Origin of the sequence: Flavobacterium cheonhonense, assembly GCF_035671315.1 — a bacterium.
GTDB lineage: Bacteria > Bacteroidota > Bacteroidia > Flavobacteriales > Flavobacteriaceae > Flavobacterium > Flavobacterium cheonhonense.
The window spans coordinates 260,955-280,372 of the sequence record NZ_JAXAVY010000002.1; the positions used below are offsets into that span (position 1 = coordinate 260,955).

Annotated in this window: 22 protein-coding genes; 14 read left to right on the top strand and 8 right to left on the bottom strand. The window is 38.2% G+C overall.

Annotated elements, in window-relative coordinates; all coding sequences use genetic code 11:
• Positions 1-101 precede the first annotated feature (101 nt).
• Both SK086_RS07095 and SK086_RS07100 read right to left on the bottom strand, forming a co-directional pair.
• On the bottom strand, positions 102-884 hold the full coding sequence (locus SK086_RS07095; protein WP_324690650.1) for an anti-sigma factor: 783 nt from the start codon (positions 882-884) through the stop codon (positions 102-104).
• Positions 884-1,414 carry an RNA polymerase sigma factor gene (locus SK086_RS07100; RefSeq protein WP_290871898.1) on the bottom strand — a complete coding sequence of 177 codons (531 nt, stop codon included), beginning with the start codon at positions 1,412-1,414 and terminating at the stop codon, positions 884-886. Before SK086_RS07100 ends, SK086_RS07095 begins: the two co-directional genes overlap by 1 nt.
• Before the next feature lie 294 nt (positions 1,415-1,708).
• On the opposite strand from SK086_RS07100, the gene SK086_RS07105 reads away from it, so the two are divergent.
• Positions 1,709-2,311: a glutathione peroxidase gene (locus tag SK086_RS07105; protein WP_324690651.1), complete on the top strand. Its 603-nt coding sequence runs from the start codon at positions 1,709-1,711 to the stop codon at positions 2,309-2,311.
• A gap of 188 nt (positions 2,312-2,499) precedes the next feature.
• Positions 2,500-2,877, top strand: a complete 378-nt coding sequence (locus SK086_RS07110) for a hypothetical protein (RefSeq protein ID WP_290871903.1) — start codon at positions 2,500-2,502, stop codon at positions 2,875-2,877.
• A 54-nt stretch (positions 2,878-2,931) separates the two neighbouring features.
• On the opposite strand, the gene SK086_RS07115 is transcribed toward SK086_RS07110, so the two are convergent.
• The gene (locus SK086_RS07115) at positions 2,932-3,429 is read right to left on the bottom strand and encodes a GNAT family N-acetyltransferase (protein WP_290871906.1); all 498 of its coding nucleotides are present in this window, start codon (positions 3,427-3,429) and stop codon (positions 2,932-2,934) included.
• Between the two features lie 92 nt (positions 3,430-3,521).
• Between SK086_RS07115 and menD the strand changes: the two genes are divergently transcribed.
• From menD to SK086_RS07165, 10 genes are all read left to right on the top strand, one after another.
• Complete coding sequence (gene menD, locus SK086_RS07120; protein ID WP_324690652.1) at positions 3,522-5,183, top strand: 2-succinyl-5-enolpyruvyl-6-hydroxy-3-cyclohexene-1-carboxylic-acid synthase; 1,662 nt, start codon at positions 3,522-3,524, stop codon at positions 5,181-5,183.
• A gap of 30 nt (positions 5,184-5,213) precedes the next feature.
• The gene (locus SK086_RS07125; protein WP_324690653.1) at positions 5,214-6,449 is read left to right on the top strand and encodes an HD domain-containing protein; all 1,236 of its coding nucleotides are present in this window, start codon (positions 5,214-5,216) and stop codon (positions 6,447-6,449) included.
• A 121-nt stretch (positions 6,450-6,570) separates the two neighbouring features.
• Positions 6,571-7,596: a UDP-3-O-(3-hydroxymyristoyl)glucosamine N-acyltransferase gene (gene lpxD / locus SK086_RS07130; RefSeq protein ID WP_324690654.1), complete on the top strand. Its 1,026-nt coding sequence runs from the start codon at positions 6,571-6,573 to the stop codon at positions 7,594-7,596.
• A gap of 51 nt (positions 7,597-7,647) precedes the next feature.
• Positions 7,648-9,036: a bifunctional UDP-3-O-[3-hydroxymyristoyl] N-acetylglucosamine deacetylase/3-hydroxyacyl-ACP dehydratase gene (locus SK086_RS07135; RefSeq protein WP_324690655.1), complete on the top strand. Its 1,389-nt coding sequence runs from the start codon at positions 7,648-7,650 to the stop codon at positions 9,034-9,036.
• A gap of 10 nt (positions 9,037-9,046) precedes the next feature.
• Positions 9,047-9,832, top strand: coding sequence for an acyl-ACP--UDP-N-acetylglucosamine O-acyltransferase (gene lpxA / locus SK086_RS07140; protein ID WP_290871919.1), 786 nt, complete (start codon positions 9,047-9,049; stop codon positions 9,830-9,832).
• Positions 9,833-9,886: 54 nt separating this feature from the next.
• Positions 9,887-10,447 carry an elongation factor P gene (gene efp, locus SK086_RS07145; RefSeq protein ID WP_290871921.1) on the top strand — a complete coding sequence of 187 codons (561 nt, stop codon included), beginning with the start codon at positions 9,887-9,889 and terminating at the stop codon, positions 10,445-10,447.
• A 75-nt stretch (positions 10,448-10,522) separates the two neighbouring features.
• Positions 10,523-11,452, top strand: coding sequence for a UDP-3-O-(3-hydroxymyristoyl)glucosamine N-acyltransferase (locus tag SK086_RS07150; protein ID WP_324690656.1), 930 nt, complete (start codon positions 10,523-10,525; stop codon positions 11,450-11,452).
• Between the two features lie 3 nt (positions 11,453-11,455).
• Positions 11,456-11,815, top strand: coding sequence for a nuclear transport factor 2 family protein (locus SK086_RS07155; RefSeq protein ID WP_324690657.1), 360 nt, complete (start codon positions 11,456-11,458; stop codon positions 11,813-11,815).
• Between the two features lie 96 nt (positions 11,816-11,911).
• The gene (gene sucD / locus SK086_RS07160) at positions 11,912-12,784 is read left to right on the top strand and encodes a succinate--CoA ligase subunit alpha (protein WP_324690658.1); all 873 of its coding nucleotides are present in this window, start codon (positions 11,912-11,914) and stop codon (positions 12,782-12,784) included.
• Between the two features lie 131 nt (positions 12,785-12,915).
• Positions 12,916-13,452, top strand: coding sequence for a helix-turn-helix transcriptional regulator (locus SK086_RS07165; protein ID WP_324690659.1), 537 nt, complete (start codon positions 12,916-12,918; stop codon positions 13,450-13,452).
• A gap of 59 nt (positions 13,453-13,511) precedes the next feature.
• Here SK086_RS07165 and SK086_RS07170 read toward each other — a convergent pair whose 3' ends face one another.
• From SK086_RS07170 to SK086_RS07185, 4 genes are read right to left on the bottom strand one after another with little or no spacing between them, the layout of a single operon-like run.
• Positions 13,512-14,696 (bottom strand): cytochrome-c peroxidase, encoded by a 1,185-nt coding sequence (locus SK086_RS07170; protein ID WP_324690660.1) that lies wholly within the window; start codon positions 14,694-14,696, stop codon positions 13,512-13,514.
• Between the two features lie 49 nt (positions 14,697-14,745).
• Positions 14,746-15,228: a hypothetical protein gene (locus tag SK086_RS07175; protein ID WP_324690662.1), complete on the bottom strand. Its 483-nt coding sequence runs from the start codon at positions 15,226-15,228 to the stop codon at positions 14,746-14,748.
• Between the two features lie 2 nt (positions 15,229-15,230).
• Positions 15,231-15,497 (bottom strand): hypothetical protein, encoded by a 267-nt coding sequence (locus SK086_RS07180; RefSeq protein ID WP_324690663.1) that lies wholly within the window; start codon positions 15,495-15,497, stop codon positions 15,231-15,233.
• 23 nt (positions 15,498-15,520) lie between these two features.
• On the bottom strand, positions 15,521-16,066 hold the full coding sequence (locus SK086_RS07185; protein ID WP_324690664.1) for an RNA polymerase sigma factor: 546 nt from the start codon (positions 16,064-16,066) through the stop codon (positions 15,521-15,523).
• A gap of 162 nt (positions 16,067-16,228) precedes the next feature.
• On the opposite strand from SK086_RS07185, the gene fabG reads away from it, so the two are divergent.
• Both fabG and SK086_RS07195 read left to right on the top strand, forming a co-directional pair.
• Entirely contained in the window at positions 16,229-16,975 is a 747-nt protein-coding gene (gene fabG / locus SK086_RS07190) for a 3-oxoacyl-[acyl-carrier-protein] reductase (RefSeq protein WP_324690665.1), read from the top strand.
• 40 nt (positions 16,976-17,015) lie between these two features.
• On the top strand, positions 17,016-19,043 hold the full coding sequence (locus SK086_RS07195; protein ID WP_324690666.1) for a hypothetical protein: 2,028 nt from the start codon (positions 17,016-17,018) through the stop codon (positions 19,041-19,043).
• Here the strand turns inward: SK086_RS07195 and SK086_RS07200 are convergent.
• Positions 19,035-19,418 carry a ribosomal maturation YjgA family protein gene (locus tag SK086_RS07200; protein WP_324690667.1) on the bottom strand — a complete coding sequence of 128 codons (384 nt, stop codon included), beginning with the start codon at positions 19,416-19,418 and terminating at the stop codon, positions 19,035-19,037. The two genes, SK086_RS07195 and SK086_RS07200, sit on opposite strands and share 9 nt — an antisense overlap.

Consider the following 19,418-nt stretch of genomic DNA (forward strand, 5'->3'; position numbering starts at 1 on the left):
TGAGATAATTTTTGTTTCTCCGAGTTGTACAAAATAAAACACCGCAAATTCTACTAATTGTAAGCGAATTTGCGGTGTTATTTTTTTATGGAATCTTTGTGTTATACTTTTCCTAAAGTATACAATTTTTCGAGCGTTGGCGATTTGCTTCCGCCTGCCGGTTCTAATGTGATTCCGAAGGCTTCGGCGCCTGCGTTATTCTCAACTTTAAAGATAGCATTATCAGCCGTAAAATTCTCCAACAAACCAATACTTGTAGGCGTTAACGGATTGAGTTTTAAAGCCCAAACTTGATACACCATACCTTCCGGTGGTTTCGGTAAACCTGCGGCGTCTACATAAACCGTTTGTTGCTCTTTGTTCCAATATACTTTAGCCGAAGCTGTAGGGTCTATAGCTTGACCGGCCAATGGAATTACACTTGTTTTGGTATCTCTGATTACATTTAAAACGGTTGTAGTTTCTTTGTTCTTCGATTCTAATTCAACCACTGTTTGCTCCAATTTTGATTTTTGAATTTCAATAGATTGGATTTGGTTTTGGGTGTTGCTCAGTTTGTTGTATTGGAATCCGATGCCAATTAACAAGGCTGCAGCGGCGGCCCAACCTATGTAAGTAGCTGTATTACTTCTCGATTTTAGGTCAACTACTTTTCCGTGTTTTAACTCCAATTGCGCTTTAATTTTTTCAAACTGACTGTGCGAAATAAAAGGAGCAAAACTACTCGACAAATTGATGATGGCTTTTTCAATTGACACAATTTCGGCTTTGACTTCCGGATGTTTATTGGCCATGGCATTTACCTGATCGTTTTCTGCTTCGCTCAGCAAACCATACACATAAAGCTCTAAGATGCCTGATGCTATATATTCTTTTGTTTCCATTATACTTTCAAAAAATTTCTAAGGTCGTTCATACACATTCTGTTTTGGGTTTTAACGGTACCCAAAGGGATTTCCAATTCTTCAGAGGCTTCTTGCTGTGTATAACCTTTAAAAAAGAGTAAGTCGATAATTTGAATACATTTCGGTTTGAGTTTTTTGACAAACTCTAAAATTCCGATGGTATCAATTCTATTGGTCAGTTTGCTGTTGTCGTCTAACAGATGTACGAAATTATCAGCTGAGAGGTTTTTTTGACTGTTGTTAAAACCTTTCGAACGCAGTTTATCAATGGCTGTGTTTCGGGTAATGTTGAGCATCCAAGTATACAATCTGCCTTTGCTTTGATTGTAAGTATCGATGTTCTTCCATATTTTGACAAAAACTTCCTGAAGTACATCTTCGGCTTCTTCTTGGTCTTTGATCAAATTGGTGATTACGCTGAACAAACTCTTGGAGTACATATCGTACAGCGCAGTAAAAGCCCTTTCTTCCTTCCTCAAAAGCAAGGGCAACAATTCTTCTTGTGTCATACCTAATTTTTTATAATCGTAAATTTAACGAAACAATTTCCATTTTAACCAACTATTTAAGTAGAAATACCAATTTCTGTAAATCCAAAGCCAATCTTCTTTCGTATATGCAAACAGGGAAATCAAATTTGAGATTTGATTTAGGTTTTTTGTTTTGATAACAGAATAGTTTTCTGTTATGTTTGTTGAAAGTCCGACGATGTTATGTTGTCGGGCTTTTTAATTAGTAAAACTTTAGGAATTGTATAACATCAAGCTGATCAATAATGATTAATTTTATAAAAATTTAAAAGAATGAAGCACTATTTAATTTTAGCCTGCAGCGTTATGTTGCTGGTGAGTTGTCAAAACAATGCGCAAACGAAAACCGTTGCCGTTAATACTAATACTTCAACTATGACTACAGTAACCAAACAGGAATCCATACATCAATTTAAAGTAATTGATTTGTACGGTAAAGAATTTGATTTTTCGACCTTAAAAGGAAAGAAAATCTTAATTGTAAATACCGCTTCGGAATGTGGACTGACGCCTCAATACAAAGATTTGGAATCCATTTACAGCAAATACAAGGATAAAAATTTTGTGATTGTTGGTTTTCCGGCTAATAATTTTGGCGGACAAGAACCGGGCAGCAACCAAGAAATTGCCAAGTTCTGTCAAATGAACTACGGCGTGTCTTTCCCAATGATGGGTAAAATATCCGTAAAAGGCAATGATATGCATCCGTTGTACCAATTTTTGACACAGAAGAATAAAAACGGTTTACAGGATAGTGAAGTAGAGTGGAACTTCCAGAAATACTTGTTGGATGAAAACGGACATTTGGTAAAAGTGCTTTCGCCCAGAGTATTGCCAACAGATGATGCAATTGTGTTATGGATTAACGGAAAATAAACCCGATTACTCTTTTAAAATAAACAAACCCGGTGGAGAAATTCATCGGGTTTTTATTTGAAAAACATCGACCAACTTCACGTGTCACGTGGTTTAAAGATTTTTTTTTCCGTTTAACGATTTTAAAATGTTAGCTTAACAATACTTCTTAGTTTTGAAATGAATATCAAATACCACAATGATAATTTATGAAAAATAACATTTTCAATCCACTATACCGAGAAGACTATATTGAAGGTTATTCTAACGGTTCAAATCCACACCTAAAATTAGTGGAAGAAAAAAGCGAAGCCTATAACTTCGGTTTTGAACAAGGAAGAGCCGACTACGAACGAATGAACGGAAAAATAGCGTATGGAATTCCACAATTAATAGTCACCAACAAAGTATTAGAAGATTTTTTACTCGCCGGTATGTTGGGGATGGATATCGATTCGGATGGTTATAACTCCTTTCAAATTGACGTCATCCAAAAATGGTATCAAAGCGGAGTCGAAAAATATGATCCCAGCCAAAGCAGTTATCTGCACTCTATTTTAGAGGAAAATGGCATTGAACTAGCCTGACAAATACCCCTGAATATTTGGTAAAGACTGATGGAAACATTGGTCTTTATTTTTTTATTCTAAAACCAATTGCATGAATTGCGAATGCAGCCAACGATTGAATTTAAATCCGGTTTCTTTTAATAGGCCAACTGTCTCAAAACCGAATTGCTCGTGAAAAGCAACACTGCTTTGGTTTTCTGAATCAATCACAGCAATCATCGTGTGTAATTTTTGTTGCTTGGCTAAATCGATTAGTGCTTGCATCAGTAATTTACCTATGCCTTTTCCGTGACAATCTTGGGCTACATAAACCGAATGTTCTACTGTAAATTTATAGGCTTCCCGAAAACGAAATTCACTGTAATATCCAAAACCAATCACTTTACCGTTTGTTTCCGCAACTATAACCGGAAATCCTTTGTCGATTTTTTCCTGAAAAATAGTCTCTTGTTGCGCTACTGTTCTCGGGTGATAATCGTACAAAGCCGTCGAATGAAGTATGTTGTAATTGATAATGTCAACGATGGCCTGACAATCTGCAATTTGATAAGGTCTGATTTTGATTTCCATGGCATTAAAGTGTCTTCAAAAGTAATAAAACTATCTTAAAGTGTTGAAAAACCTACACAAGTTTGTACATTTGTAAGACATAAAAAAAGACAATGCTTTATCCTAAAATACCTTTGGCGCAAAGCATCATAGAAATTTGTAATGCCAAAGGAGTTCACGATATTATAATCTCACCCGGTTCCAGAAATGCACCGCTAACAATTGGTTTTACCAATCATCCGGACTTTACGTGTTATAGTATAGCCGATGAGCGTTGTGCCGGTTTTTTTGCGCTGGGTATTGCCCAACAAAAGCAAAAACCGGTTGCCGTAGTTTGTACTTCAGGGTCGGCCTTACTCAATTATTATCCGGCTTTGGCAGAAGCTTTTTACAGTCAGATTCCTTTTGTGGTAATCTCTGCCGACCGACCGCATGATAAAATTGATATAGGCGACGGGCAAACCATCCGTCAGGAAAATGTATTTCTGAACCACTCGTTATACAACGCCAATTTACTGGAAGATGCTTCGGAAGAAAACGATGTCTTTATTAACGAAGCCATCAATGTGGCCATTGCTCACAAAGGTCCGGTGCATATTAATGTGCCTTTCGAAGAACCTTTATACCAAACCACGAATAAATTAGCTGTAGATGTTAACGTAACCGGACTTTTTAAATCGGAGTCATCCGTTAGGGTAGAAGACATCATTGCGTTTTCTACGTTGTGGAATTACAGTCAGAAAATATTGGTATTGGTAGGCGAGTGCAGGCCGAATACTATCGACCAACAGTGGATAGACGAATTGGCTTCGCATCCTTCGGTAGTCGTGTTGACCGAAACGACGTCTAACTTGCACCATCCTGATTTTATCAACAATATAGATACACTAATTACGCCCTTTACGGATAAAGAGTTTGCCGAGTTGCAGCCTCGCGTTTTAATTACGTTTGGTGGTATGATAGTGTCTAAGCGAATCAAAGCTTTTCTACGAAAATATAAACCTCGCCACCATTGGCATATTGATGAGTTAAGAGCTTACGATACGTTCGGTATTTTGACCAAACACTTTACGGTAGCTCCGAATCAGTTTTTCAAGCAGTTTTTACCACATGTAAAACAGGTTGAAAGCAATTACAAAGCTTTTTTTAAAGCCATTCAAGAACAAAGGAAAAGCAAACACAACGACTATTTGGCCAAAGTTCCGTTCTCAGATTTAAAAGCTTTTGAAAGTATTTTAGCCGCTTTGCCCGGGAATACGCAGTTGCAAGTTAGCAACAGTTCTGCCATTCGCTATGCGCAATTGTTTGACATCAATCCGTCTGTAGAAGTTTTCTGCAATCGCGGGACAAGTGGTATCGATGGCAGTACTTCAACCGCTATCGGCGCTGCTGTAGCCAGTAACAAACAAACGACCTTAATTACGGGCGATATCGGATTTTTATACGATAGTAATGCGCTTTGGAACAATTACATTCCGAAGCATTTCAAAATCATTCTAATCAACAACGGTGGAGGCGGCATTTTCAGAATCTTACCCGGTCATCAGGAAAACGAAACTTTCCATACTTATTTCGAAACTTCTCATTGTTTGACCGCTGAACATTTGGCGAAAATGTATCGTTTTGACTATTTGACGGCCGCGGACGAAACCACTTTAAAAGCCGGTTTGAAACAATTGTTTGCTAACAACGACCAACCTGCTATATTGGAAGTTTTTACACCTACGCGCGACAACAATAAACTGTTGTTGGACTATTTCAAAGCTTTGGTGTAAATTTATATCTTTACCAAAATCGATTTTACTGTGAGTCAAACCAATAAATTAAAAATATTCAACGACCCGATTTACGGATTTATTACCATTCCGAATTCGTTGGTCTACGATTTAGTGCAACATCCTTATTTCCAGCGATTGCGACGCATTTCCCAAATGGGATTGTCGTACTTAGTCTATCCGGGAGCGCATCATACACGTTTCCATCACGCACTTGGCGCTATGCACATGATGCAACAAGCAGTGGAAGTATTGCGTTTTAAAGGCGTTGATATTTCCAAAGAAGAAGAAAATGCACTTTACATCGCTATTCTTTTGCACGATATCGGTCACGGTCCGTTTTCCCACGCCATGGAACACAGTATAGTGGAAGAAGTCAACCACGAAGCCATTTCGCTGTTATTCATGAACCAATTGAATCATGAGTTTAACGGACAATTGAGCTTGGCGATACAGGTTTTTAAAGGCGAATACCATCGCAAGTTTATGTTGCAATTGATTTCAAGTCAGCTCGATATGGATCGCATGGATTATTTGAAACGCGACAGTTTTTATTCGGGCGTAGCCGAAGGAAATATCAATTCTGATCGTTTGATTCAAATGATGAACGTGGTAGATGATGTTTTGGTGATGGAAGAAAAAGGCATTTATTCGATTGAAAAATTCCTAATGGCACGACGATTAATGTATTGGCAAGCCTATTTGCATAAGACGAGTTTGGTGGCCGAATTGACTTTAACCAAGACATTACAACGTGCCAAAGAGTTGCTTCAAAAAGGAATTTCCATAGAGTGCAGTCGTCCGCTAAAATACTTTATGGAGCACAAAGTGACTCTTGAGAATTTCTCCACTATCGATTTAGATACTTTTGCGCAATTGGATGATTTTGATATTATTAGCTCTTTAAAGAATTGGCAATACCACTCCGATTTTATTTTGAGTAGTTTGAGTAAAATGATCATCAATCGTGACCTGTCAAAAGTCAGACTCAACAGTGAAAAATTTCCGGCAGAAGTACTACAGGAAATGTCGGCTGCCTTTGCCAAAAAGCACAACATAAGTTTACAGGATACTAAGTATTTTATCTTTAAAGGAAAAATCAAGAATCAGGCTTACAGTAAAGATGCCGAACCGATTCGAATTCTGAAAAAAGACCGAACCATAGAAGATGTAGTGGAAGCTTCCGACCAGTTGAATTTGAAAGCCTTATCGAAACCCGTGACCAAGTATTTTATTTGCTATCCAAAACAACTTTCGGAAATTTAACATTAAATCTTTTTTTTATACTTTTGTCGCAATGAAACCAGCTAATACTCTTTTGATGCAATTACCAAAAAATGACTATAGTGACTTTCATCTTAAGTTCATTTCTAATAACTAACACTAGATGAAGTTTACAGCAGCTCAAATAGCAGGAATTTTAGAAGGCGAAGTGGTGGGAAATCCCAACGCCGAGGTATTCAAATTATCTAAAATTGAAGAAGGCACAGAAGGTTCGTTGACCTTTTTGGCCAATCCTAAATATGTCAATTATATTTATTCGACTAACGCTACCATTACCATAGTCAATTCGACTTTTGAACCGGAGAGTGAGTTAAAAACCACACTCATTAAAGTGGAAGATGCTTACCAGTCGTTTTCTAAATTATTGGAATACTACAACCAAGTAAAGTTAATGAAATCAGGCATCGAGCAACCTTCGGTGATATCTGAAAATGTTACTTACGGGGAGAACCTGTACTTAGGAAGCTTCTGTTACATTGGTAAAAATGTAGTGATTGGTAAAAATGTAAAGATTTATCCGAATTCATTTATAGGTGATAATGTGACGATTGGTGACGATTGTATTTTCTTTGCCGGCGTCCGAATTTATTCGGAATCCGTTATCGGCAATAATTGTGTGATTCATTCCGGAACCATTATCGGTTCAGACGGATTTGGTTTTGCACCGCAAGAAGACGGAACATACAACAAAGTGCCACAAATTGGTAATGTTATTTTAGAAGATAATGTAGAAGTTGGTTCATGTACAACCATCGATAGAGCAACCTTAGGTTCAACCATTATCCGAAAAGGTGTAAAACTCGACAACCAAATTCAGATTGCACACAATGTCGAAATTGGCGAAAACACTGTAATTGCCGCTCAAACCGGTGTTGCAGGTTCAACCAAAATCGGTAAAAGCTGTATGATTGGCGGTCAGGTTGGTATAGCCGGACATTTGACTATCGGAAATAATGTTCGTGTTCAGGCGCAGTCAGGCATCGGAAGAAATATTCCGGATGGCGAAACCTTACAAGGTTCTCCGTCCTTCAATTACAGCGATTGGAACAAGTCGTATGTGCATTTCAGAAACTTGCCGAAAATTGTAGCAGAATTAGAAGAATTAAAGAAAAACAAGCCCAATTCGTAATCGGAATTCCTACTGCGAATTTGTAATAAACTAAACTAAAAAAGCATACCAATGGTTAAACAAAAAACCATCCAGAACGAAGTTTCCCTTACCGGTGTTGGTTTACATACCGGGAAAGAAGTAAAAATGACTTTCAAACCGGCGCCAATCAACAATGGCTACACTTTTGTCAGAGTTGATTTAGAAGGCAGTCCAATCATAGAAGCCGACGCCAATTATGTGGTAAATACCCAACGCGGTACCAACCTTGAAAAATTAGGCGTTAAAATTCAAACCTCAGAGCACGTTTTAGCGGCTTTTGTAGGTTGTGATGTAGATAATGTGATTATCGAGTTGAATGAATCAGAACCGCCTATTATGGATGGTTCTTCGAAGTTTTTTGTGGAAGCTATTGAGAAAGCAGGTATTGTAGAGCAAGATGCCGAAAGATGTTACTACGTGGTAAAAGAAGTGATTTCTTTTATGGATGAAGCTACCGGAAGTGAAATCTTAGTGATGCCTGCCGATGATTACCAAGTAACTACTATGGTTGATTTCGGAACTAAAGTCTTAGGTACTCAAAACGCTACCTTAAAAAATATAGCCGATTTCAAAACGGAAATATCCGATGCCAGAACGTTTAGTTTCTTGCATGAATTGGAAACTTTATTAGACAACGGTTTAATTAAAGGCGGCGACTTAAACAATGCTATTGTTTATGTAGACAAGGAAATCTCCGAAAAAACCATGAACAATTTGAAAGTGGCTTTCGGTAAAGAAAAAATTTCGGTGAAACCTAACGGTATATTAGACAATTTGACTTTGCATTATCCTAATGAAGCAGCGCGTCATAAGTTGTTGGATGTGATTGGTGATTTGGCTTTAATCGGTACTCGCATTAAAGGAAAAGTAATTGCCAACAAACCCGGACATTACGTAAACACACAGTTTGCTAAGAAATTATCCAAAATCATTAAGATAGAACAACGCAATCAAATTCCGGTGTACGACTTACACAAGGAACCTTTGATGGATGTGAATAAAATCATGGCCATGTTGCCGCACCGTCCGCCATTTTTATTGGTAGACAAAATTTTGGAAATGTCAGACAATCATGTAGTAGGTTTGAAAAACGTAACCATGAACGAAGACTTTTTCGTAGGACATTTTCCCGGCGCACCAGTGATGCCAGGCGTTTTAATCGTAGAAGCGATGGCACAAACCGGAGGAATCTTAATTTTAAGTTCGGTTCCGGATCCGGAAAACTACCTGACATATTTCATGAAAATCGACAACGTAAAATTCAAGCATAAAGTCTTACCAGGAGATACCTTGGTATTTAAATGTGATTTAATTTCACCAATCAGAAGAGGTATTTGCCATATGCAAGCCAATGCCTATGCCAACGGTAAATTAGTTGCGGAAGCAGAATTAATGGCACAAATTGCCAAAAAAAATTAAATAGTTACTTATGAACCAACCATTAGCCTATGTACATCCCGGAGCGAAAATCGCGAAGAATGTCGTAATAGAACCATTTACAACCATACACAATAATGTAATTATCGGAGAAGGAACTTGGATAGGTTCTAACGTAACCATCATGGAAGGCGCGCGTATCGGTAAAAACTGTAACATTTTTCCGGGTGCTGTTATTGCTGCAGTACCGCAAGATTTGAAATTCGGAGGCGAAGATTCCTTGGCCATTATCGGCGATAATTCTACCATACGTGAATGCGTAACCATAAATCGCGGGACTATCGCATCGGGTCAAACCGTAATCGGTAAAAACTGTTTGGTGATGGCTACGGCACACATTGCACACGACTGTCATATTGGTGACAATGCCATTATAGTAAACGGCGTAGCTTTGGCCGGACACGTAACAGTTGGTAATTATGCTATCATCGGTGGTTTGGCGGCGATCCATCAATTCATACACATCGGAGATCACGCTATGATTTCAGGTGGTTCATTGGTTCGTAAAGACGTTCCGCCTTATACCAAAGCGGCAAAAGAACCGCTTTCCTATGTTGGGATTAACTCTGTAGGCTTAAGACGTCGCGGATTTACTTCTGAAAAAATCAGAGAAATTCAAGACATTTACCGAATTTTATACCAAAAAAATTACAACACTTCCCAAGCGATGGCCATCATTGAAGGCGAGATGGAAGCAACACCGGAGCGCGATGAAATTTTAGATTTCATCAGAAACTCTTCGAGAGGAATTATGAAAGGTTATTCAGGGTCTTACTAAGAATTAACAATTCACCACAAATCATAAACAATAAATATAAAAACATAAATTACAATGGCATCTACAGCAGATATTAGAAACGGATTATGCATTAAGTTTAACCACGATATTTATAAAATTATCGAATTTTTACACGTTAAACCGGGTAAAGGTCCGGCTTTCGTTAGAACCAAATTGAAAAGTTTAACCAACGGTAAAGTATTGGACAATACTTTTTCTGCCGGACACAAAATTGATGTGGTTCGTGTTGAAACGCATACTTTCCAATATTTATATGCTGAAGGGAATGATTTCCACTTTATGAATACAGAATCTTACGAACAAATCACCTTGAACAGAGACGTATTAGATGCTCCGGATTTGTTAAAAGAAGGGACTAACGTAATGGTTCAAATCAATACCGAGACTGATATGCCGTTAGCGGTAGACATGCCGGCTTCTATCATTTTAGAAGTAACTTACACAGAACCGGGTGTAAAAGGAAACACCGCTACCAATGCCACCAAACCGGCTAAAGTAGAAACAGGAGCTGCGGTAAATGTTCCGTTATTTATCAATGAAGGTGACAAAATCAAGATTGATACGGCTACCGGTAAATATATGGAAAGAGTTTAAATCCAGTTGGCAGTATTCAGTAGTCAGTATGCAACGACTACTGAACACTGAATACTGAACACTGATCACTAAAATATGAAGTTCCCAGGTATACATTCTCTTAAAGAAATTGCTGAAATCATCGGGTGTCACTATGTTGGTGCCGATGATTTTGCGGTTCATGGCATGAACGAAATTCACGTGGTTGAACCGGGTGATATTGTTTTTGTTGACCATCCGAAATATTACGATAAAGCCTTGCAATCGGCGGCAACTATTGTTTTAATCAACAAAGAAGTAGATTGTCCGGAAGGCAAAGCATTATTGATTTCCGACGATCCTTTTCGCGATTTTAATGTGCTAACGAAGCATTTTCGCCCGTTTGTAGCGGCCAATGTCAGTATTTCAGCTTCTGCTCAAATAGGCGAGGGAACAGTCATTCAACCCAATTGTTTTATCGGAAACAACGTGAGCATCGGCAAAAACTGTTTGTTACACGCCAATGTAATTGTTTACGATAATACGGTAATAGGTGATAATGTCATCATTCACTCCGGTACTGTATTAGGAGCAGATGCATTTTATTATAAAAAACGCCCGGAAGGATTCGACCAATTGTTGTCCGGTGGACGAGTAGTGATAGAAGACCATGTCGGAATCGGAGCATTGTGTACCATTGACAAAGGTGTTACCGGAGATACAACTATCGGTGCCGGTACCAAAATCGATAATCAAGTGCACGTGGGCCACGATACCGTAATCGGTAAAAAATGCTTGATTGCGTCCCAAACCGGTATTGCCGGTTGTGTGGTTATTGAAGACGAAGTTACCCTTTGGGGTCAGGTCGGTACCACCAGCGGCATCACTATCGGCGCCAAAGCTGTGGTGTTGGGACAAACCGGAGTAACCAAATCTATCGAAGGTGGTAAAAGCTATTTCGGTACGCCGGTGGAGGAATCTCGTGAAAAATTAAAACAATTGGCCAACGTAAAACGTATCCCTGATCTATTAAACAAATTGAAATAAGTTATGGGCGCTAAAACTATCGTTCAAAATTTTTACAAATCCGATGTTTTACTGGAATCGGAAAAAGTTAATGCTTTATTGCATCCCGAGGTTATCTTAGAATGGCACAGCACCAAAGGCTTTTTAAAACTCAACAAAGATCAAATGATTGAGTTGAGCGAAGGTCTCAGTAAAGCCTACGTTCGCTCTAAAACCCGAATAACACATATTCTTTCAGAAGGTAATACGGTGAGTGTTCGTTATTCACATTATGTAAAAACTATTGAAAATCCGAGAGAGGAAATGTTACTAGCCCATTTTATGGTGATTTGGGAAGTTAAAGACGATAAACTGTATCGCGGTTACCAAATGAGCCAACTATAGTAATTTTACAAAAAACTGTAAACGGAACACGAAACACTGAATACTATTTCATACTTTTGCAACACATAAAATAAACACAAAAAAACAAACACAAACATGAGCGTTTTAGTCAATAAAAATTCAAAAATAATAGTTCAAGGTTTTACCGGAAGTGAGGGAACTTTTCACGCTTCTCAAATGATTGAATACGGTACCAATGTCGTTGGAGGTGTTACACCGGGAAAAGGTGGTTCTACGCATTTAGACCGTCCGGTTTTTAATACCGTTAAAGACGCCGTTGAGCAAGCCGGAGCTGATACTTCAATTATTTTTGTACCACCGGCCTTTGCTGCTGATGCTATTATGGAAGCTGCCGATGCTGGCATCAAAGTAATCATTGCTATTACTGAAGGTATTCCGGTGGCGGATATGATTAAAGCATACAACTTTGTGAAAGGAAAAGACTGTCGTTTGGTTGGTCCTAACTGTCCGGGTGTTATCACTCCTGAAGAAGCCAAAGTGGGTATCATGCCGGGCTTTGTATTCAAAAAAGGAAATGTAGGTATTGTATCTAAATCGGGTACTTTGACATATGAAGCTGCCGACCAAGTAGTAAAACAAGGTATGGGAATTACCACTGCAATCGGTATTGGAGGTGATCCAATTATCGGAACTACTACCAAAGAAGCAGTTGAATTGTTGATGAACGATCCTGAAACTGAGTGTATCATCATGATTGGTGAAATCGGAGGTCAGTTAGAAGCTGATGCTGCCAGATGGATTAAAGCTGACGGAAACCGTAAACCGGTAGTTGGTTTTATTGCCGGTGAAACTGCTCCTAAAGGAAGAACTATGGGACATGCCGGAGCTATTGTTGGTGGTTCAGATGATACCGCTGAAGCCAAAAAACGCATCATGAGAGAATGTGGTATCCACGTAGTAGATTCTCCTGCTGAAATTGGTAAAAAAGTAAAAGAAGTAATGGGATAATTTAATCCTCAAGATATATTATAAATGAAAAGCCTCGAGAAATCGGGGCTTTTTACTTTGGCACTTTCTTTGCTTCATTATGTAGCAATAATACTGTAGCATTTTAAATTGCTACAAAAAAAATGCTACAGATGAAAAAAAGCACCTACCTCAGAAATGAATTGAATCTTACGCAATGCGAAATGGCTGAGTTATTTAACATTACCCGAAGTCAATTGTCACTTTTTGAATTGGGATTGCGAGAATTACCAACAACTGCTTTGATAAGAGCATCACAAATAGGAAACTTTATGGCCACAGCTAAAGTACCTGAAGCAAAAGATTTTCCTCAAATTGCTGATTGGGAGGAAGAAAAAGAAAAATTTCTCGAGAAAGCCTTAGCCGATTGTAAACATTATCAGTCGACCATCATTCGGAAGTTACCCAAGATGGAAGAAGCATATCAAGCCACACTAAAAACACTCCAACTCATTGACTATTTAAAAGAGCAGGCTCATAAAGAGGACGCATTACATCAAGGAGCCATATTCATTTTGGAAGATAAAGCAAGGAAAAGTTTGAAAAAATGCGGTCCGAAGGAATTAGTAAAACAGCAGTATCAACTATTACTATTGCAAAAACAAGAAGAGTGGTTAAACGATTTGATAGCGAATGATAGGATAGAATAATAAGTGTTGGTATACTATAAAAAATAAAAAAACTCCCGAGATTATCGGGAGTTTTTGTTTTAATTCGGAAAAGGATTAGACCATTTCACATCGGTATACACATTGGTCCCGGATAAAGTCCTTAGAAAGGCAATCACAGCATTCACTTCTTGCGCATTCAAATGCAATTGTTGACCAAAACCATTCGGACGTAATTTAACATCTAAATTGGTATTGCCCGGCGCTAAATTGATGGTGCCGTAATGACCAACAGCTGCTTGCAAAGTAGTTATCACTCCGGTATGCATCATCGGTCCGTTGGGTGTTCCGTCAGTTTTTACTAAATCGCGTAAAGATGGCGCGCGAGTGTTGGTAATGTCTATACCATTGCCATTTATGGTGCCTATAATACCATTATTACCGCTTAGCGGATTGATATCAAATTCCGGTGCCGCATGACAACCGGCACAACCCAATCCACCGGAAGTTCGGTTTCCGGTAGCGTCAAATACCGGAGGCGAGAGAAATAAATTTTTACCTTGATTTTCCTGAGTTGTAAAGTTTGGAAATGGCTGTCCGTCATTAGCTACCTGCGCTCTGCCAATATCGTACTTACTGTCAAACGACTGTATGCTGCGAACGAATTGTGCCAAAGCCAATTGAATTTTGTTCTCTGTAATTTCCTCAGAACCGTAAGCAAACATAAAAAGCTCTTTGTAATATCCAATGTTGCTCAGTTTTGTAATTAAGTCGTTAAAGTTTTGATCGCCATTGGTACCGCTGAAGCCCATTTCACCGTGGTCTTTGATAGGCATAGTGGTTTGGGTTTCTAAATTTACAGCGCGTTCATCCCAGAAAAAGCGCGTCTCATTAGCAAATCGAGTGTTAATCAATCGCATCGAATGCCTGCCTGTAGTGCCATTAACTCCTGTACTGGCAATATTCGTATCTCCAAAAGCATTCGCTTGTTGGTGACAACTGGAGCATGAAATAGTATTGTTGGATGACAAATTTTTATCATAAAATAATACTCTGCCCAAAGTGGCGCCTTTATTTGTAATTGAATTGGCGGCAGTATTGTCTTTGGTAATGTAACCGGGAATAGTTTGATTGGCGTAATTGTACAAACTTTCCGGATTGATGTTGCCCCCGAAAGTTGCGGTTATAGCGGCATAAGGATCTATTTCAACATAGTTGGAACTATCATCGCTACTGCAAGAATAGGCAATTGCCACAAGGAACAAAAGGCTGGCTTTTTTATACATAATTTGGTTGGTTTAGGTATTGGTTAATTATTTTGGATAGTGACTTTTTTTATCTTTCTTCATGTCTTGGTCGGTGTGGTCTGGGAGCAAAAATTCTCGACAATTCTGTTGTCAGTGCCATAAAATCTTCTTGTTGATTAGGCTTGCAAAGCTTTTTAATGTCTTCAAAATGCTTGAAATGCGTTTCTTCTACTTGTTTTTGGTAGGCATTTAAAAGTGCAATCAAACTGTCTTTGGTTTTGATATTGAGGTTACTTTCTGATAAACCCGAATACAATTTATTCTTGGTTTGCCGAATGGAATCGTCCAATTGATCAATTTCTTCTCGGTGCCAACGAATTAGTTTTTCGTACTCCTTTTGTTGGTTAGCATCAAAGTGCAATTTTTCTATGATGATTGTTTTGGGTTGTCGTCTTCCTTCGTGTGGCATTTCGCCCGGTTTGGGACCGTTTAGAAAAAGAAAACCTAAAGTTGCCAGGTTAATCAAAAACAGTCCAATGACCGTAATCGTTAATAATTTTGTTCGTTCCATGATTAATAAAGCTGATTGCTTTGGTTTAAAGTGTGTTCTAAATAACTACTGGTGGAATTGACTCTGGTTTTAGCTTTTTGAAGCAGCGCAACATTTAAAGTCAGCAAAACTGCAATGGATGCGGCAATCCACCAAACCGTAGTTGGTGTTACTTTTTCCTGCTGTTTGATTTTCAGCTGAATTATAGCCAACAAATCGTCACTCGGCGTCACTGCTGATATTCCGTTGGTACTGTTCATTACAGTCTGAATCCATTGATCTTTTTCCATAATAGCTTAGACGAAGGTTATTTTTATTTCTTGCGGTACTCGTTAAATTTTTTTGACAATTTTTCCTGAAGCGAGGCTTTTGCTCTGAAAATCAACGATTCAACTGCTGAAATACTCATTTCCATGATTTCGGCAATTTCGGGATTGCTCAAGCCATCCAGTTTTGATAGGAGGAAAGCCGTTTTTTGATTTTCTGTAAGTGTATTTATTACCGAAAACAATTGGGCGGCTGCTTCTTGGTTTTCCATCAAAATGCCGGGATGTTCAAAGTTTGTCGTGTTTAAGTACTCGCGTTCGTTTTCGCTTTTTTGGCCAAAGAGATAGAGGCGTTTCCGACTGTTTTTCTTCTTGGTAAAATCCAAGCATTGGTTGATGGTGATTCGGTAAATCCAAGTCTTATAAGATGATTTTTGTTGAAATTGTGCTAAAGAATGGTAGACTTTAACAAAAACATCCTGAGTCACTTCTTCCGCATCTTCAATATTTTGCAAATAAAGCAACGCCAAATTGAAAACCATGACTTTAAATTCATGATAAATGGGTTCGAAAATGACGTTTTGTTTTGGCATGCTGGAATTTTAAGATTTCTTTAAGACATTCAAAAATTGAAATGGTTTAAATGTAAAAGTATCTTTTTTCAACCTGTAAAATATTCCTATATTTGACCTTTCATTAAACATAGGAAGATTACTGTTGGAAGCAACAGTACCAAATTATTTAATTTTTACACCATGAAATTATTAGAAGGAAAAGTAGCCATTATCACCGGAGCCAGTAGAGGAATTGGAAGCGGAATTGCTAAAGTTTTTGCCCAACACGGCGCTAATGTAGCTTTTACATACAGTTCTTCTGCCGAAAGTGCTTTGGCATTGGAAAACGAATTGTCAGCTTTAGGCATCAAAGCCAAAGGATACAAATCAAATGCAGCTGATTTTAACGAGGCCCAACAATTAGTAGATGATGTTATGACTGATTTTGGTAATGTTGACGTTTTAATTAACAATGCCGGTATCACCAAAGACAACCTTTTAATGCGTATGAGTGAGGAAGATTTTGATAAGGTAATCGAAATCAACTTGAAGTCGGTTTTCAATATGACCAAAGCCGTTCAAAAAATCATGCTGAAAAATCGCAAAGGTTCAATCGTAAATATGAGTTCTGTTGTTGGAGTGAAAGGAAACGCCGGTCAAGCCAACTATGCCGCCTCAAAAGCCGGTATGATTGGATTTACCAAATCGGTTGCGTTAGAATTAGGGTCGAGAAATATCCGTTGTAACGCTATTGCACCGGGATTTATTGAAACAGAAATGACTGCCAAATTAAACGACGATGTGGTACAAGGTTGGAGAGATTCTATTCCGCTAAAACGCGGCGGTACTCCGGAAGATGTAGCCAATGCTTGTTTGTTCTTCGCTTCAGACATGAGTGCTTATGTTAGCGGACAAGTATTGAATGTTTGCGGAGGAATGCTTACTTAATTAGCAATTACGAATTAGGGATTCTAATCGAGACACTTAAATGACGACAAACACTATTTTACTGATATTGCTTTCATTAGGAATAGCGTTTGCTGTGTCATTTTACCAATATTTATATAAAGCCAAAAGCCGGTCGAAAGCGACTTTGCTTTTGGCTTTTTTGCGTTTCTTTTCGGTTTTTGCCTTGTTGCTCTTGCTGATTAATCCGATTATTTCACGGAAGACGATAGAAACTATTAAAACGCCATTGCCTATTGTTATTGACAATTCCGCATCTATGGCCGATTTAAAGTCGGATAAACTAGCTTTGGAATTGTTTGATAAGCTTAAAAACAATTCGGCTTTAAATGAGAAGTTTGAGGTTCAAACGTACCAATTTGATGCCGATTTTTTACCTTCGGATACTATCGACTTCAAAGGGAAACAATCCAATATAGATGCGGTGGCTAAAAACCTGAAGAACATCTACAAAAATCAAACGTTTCCAACGGTTTTAATTTCGGATGGTAACCAAACTTCGGGTGAAGATTATGTTTTCGGATTCAACCCTGCCAACAAAGTTTTCCCTTTGGTGGTAGGCGATACTATGACTTATTTGGATTTGAGAATAGCGCAACTCAACGTGAACAAATATGCTTTTCACAAAAATAAATATCCGTTAGAAGTGTTTCTCAATTACGCCGGAACCAAAAGCCTGAATGCTACTTTTAAAATTACCCAAGGCAATACGGTTTTAAATGAACAAACGGTCGCTTTTTCGCCTTCCAAAAAATCGGCTACTCTGAACATCTTGTTGCCGGCAGACAAAGTAGGACTCCAACTTTTAAAAGCGACTGTATCTTCCAAAGAATCGGAAAAAAACAGTTACAACAACACCAAGAATTTTGCGGTTGAAGTCATTGACCAAAAAACAGCCATCGCTTTAATTGCTGATATGGCTCATCCGGATTTGGGTGCTATTAAAAGAAGTATCGAAACTAATGCACAACGAAAAGTAACGATTGTTAAGCCGAATCAAATCAGTAGTTTAGAAAATTATAATGTTTTGATTCTATACCAGCCAACTGTCGCTTTCAAATCGGTTTTTGAGAAGAATGCCAATGCAAAAATCAGTACTTGGATCATCACGGGTAATGACACAGATTTTAATTTTCTGAATCAAAATCAATCGCAATTTGCGTTCAAAATGAGTTCGCAAAAAGAAGACTATTTGGCTTCGTTTGAGACACAATTCAATTTGTTTGCACTCGACAACATCGGTTTTGAACAGTTTCCGCCTTTGGAAAATCCTTTTGGAACTATTACAGCTAATGGCAATAGCAATGTGTTATTGTCATCAACCATTCGTAACATTCCAACCAATCAACCTTTATTAGCTTTTAACGAAACCCAAGGCCAACGTTCGGCCTATTTGTTTGGTGAAAACATCTGGAAATGGCGCGCCGATTATTATGTGAACAAAAAAGATTTTGTTGATTTCGATATTTTCTTAGACAAAACCATCCAGTTTTTGGCTTCAGATAATGCGCGAAAGTCTTTAGTAGTCAACCATGAACGTTTTTACAATTCGGGAGAAGCTATCGAAATTACTGCGCAGTATTTTAACAAAAACTACGAATTAGATGAAAAAGCCCGCTTGACTATAGCGGTAACCAATACCAAAACCAAACAAGTTAAGAACTACGATTTGTTGCGTACTTCCAATGCTTTTCAGGTGAATTTAGACGGCTTGACAGCCGGTAATTACAAGTTTACAGTGAAAGAACTCAATTCGAATGCCTCGTACTCCGGTGGTTTTGAAGTATTGGATTTCGACATTGAAAAACAATTTGTGAATCCAGATTGGAATAAGTTGAATCAATTGGCTATCCAAACCCAAGGGAAAGCTTATTTGGCCAATCAAACAGATGCCTTAGTAAAACAATTGCTTGATGATGAAAGCTATAAAGCGATTCAAAAAACCATAGTTAAAAAATCACCTTTAATTGATTGGATTTGGTTGTTGGTATTGTTGGCGGCTTCATTGGCCACCGAATGGTTTGTGCGTAAGTACAATGGCCTATTGTAATTGTTTCGGTTTGTTGAAACGATTTTCTACTATAATTACGATTAGTATACCGGAGATGTATGCCAGCATATCTTCCCAAGAAAATGAAGTTCCGATAACCGTTTTAGCCACAGTATTGTGCTGTAGCTTCATTTTTTCGACTAGCTTGAAATATTGCAAAATTTCTATGCAGAAAGCAAAAAGTAAAACCCCGAGAGCTGCCTTGTGAACCGAGATTTTGACCAACGATTTGACAAAGCAGTATATCAGAATTACTACTAAAACATCTCCCAAATACGGCCGAATAAATTGATCTTTGATGAAAAGCGCAATGGCTACTTCAATCAAAAATAAAATCACCGTTATTATGAAGTAAGTCTTGTTGAAATGCCACAT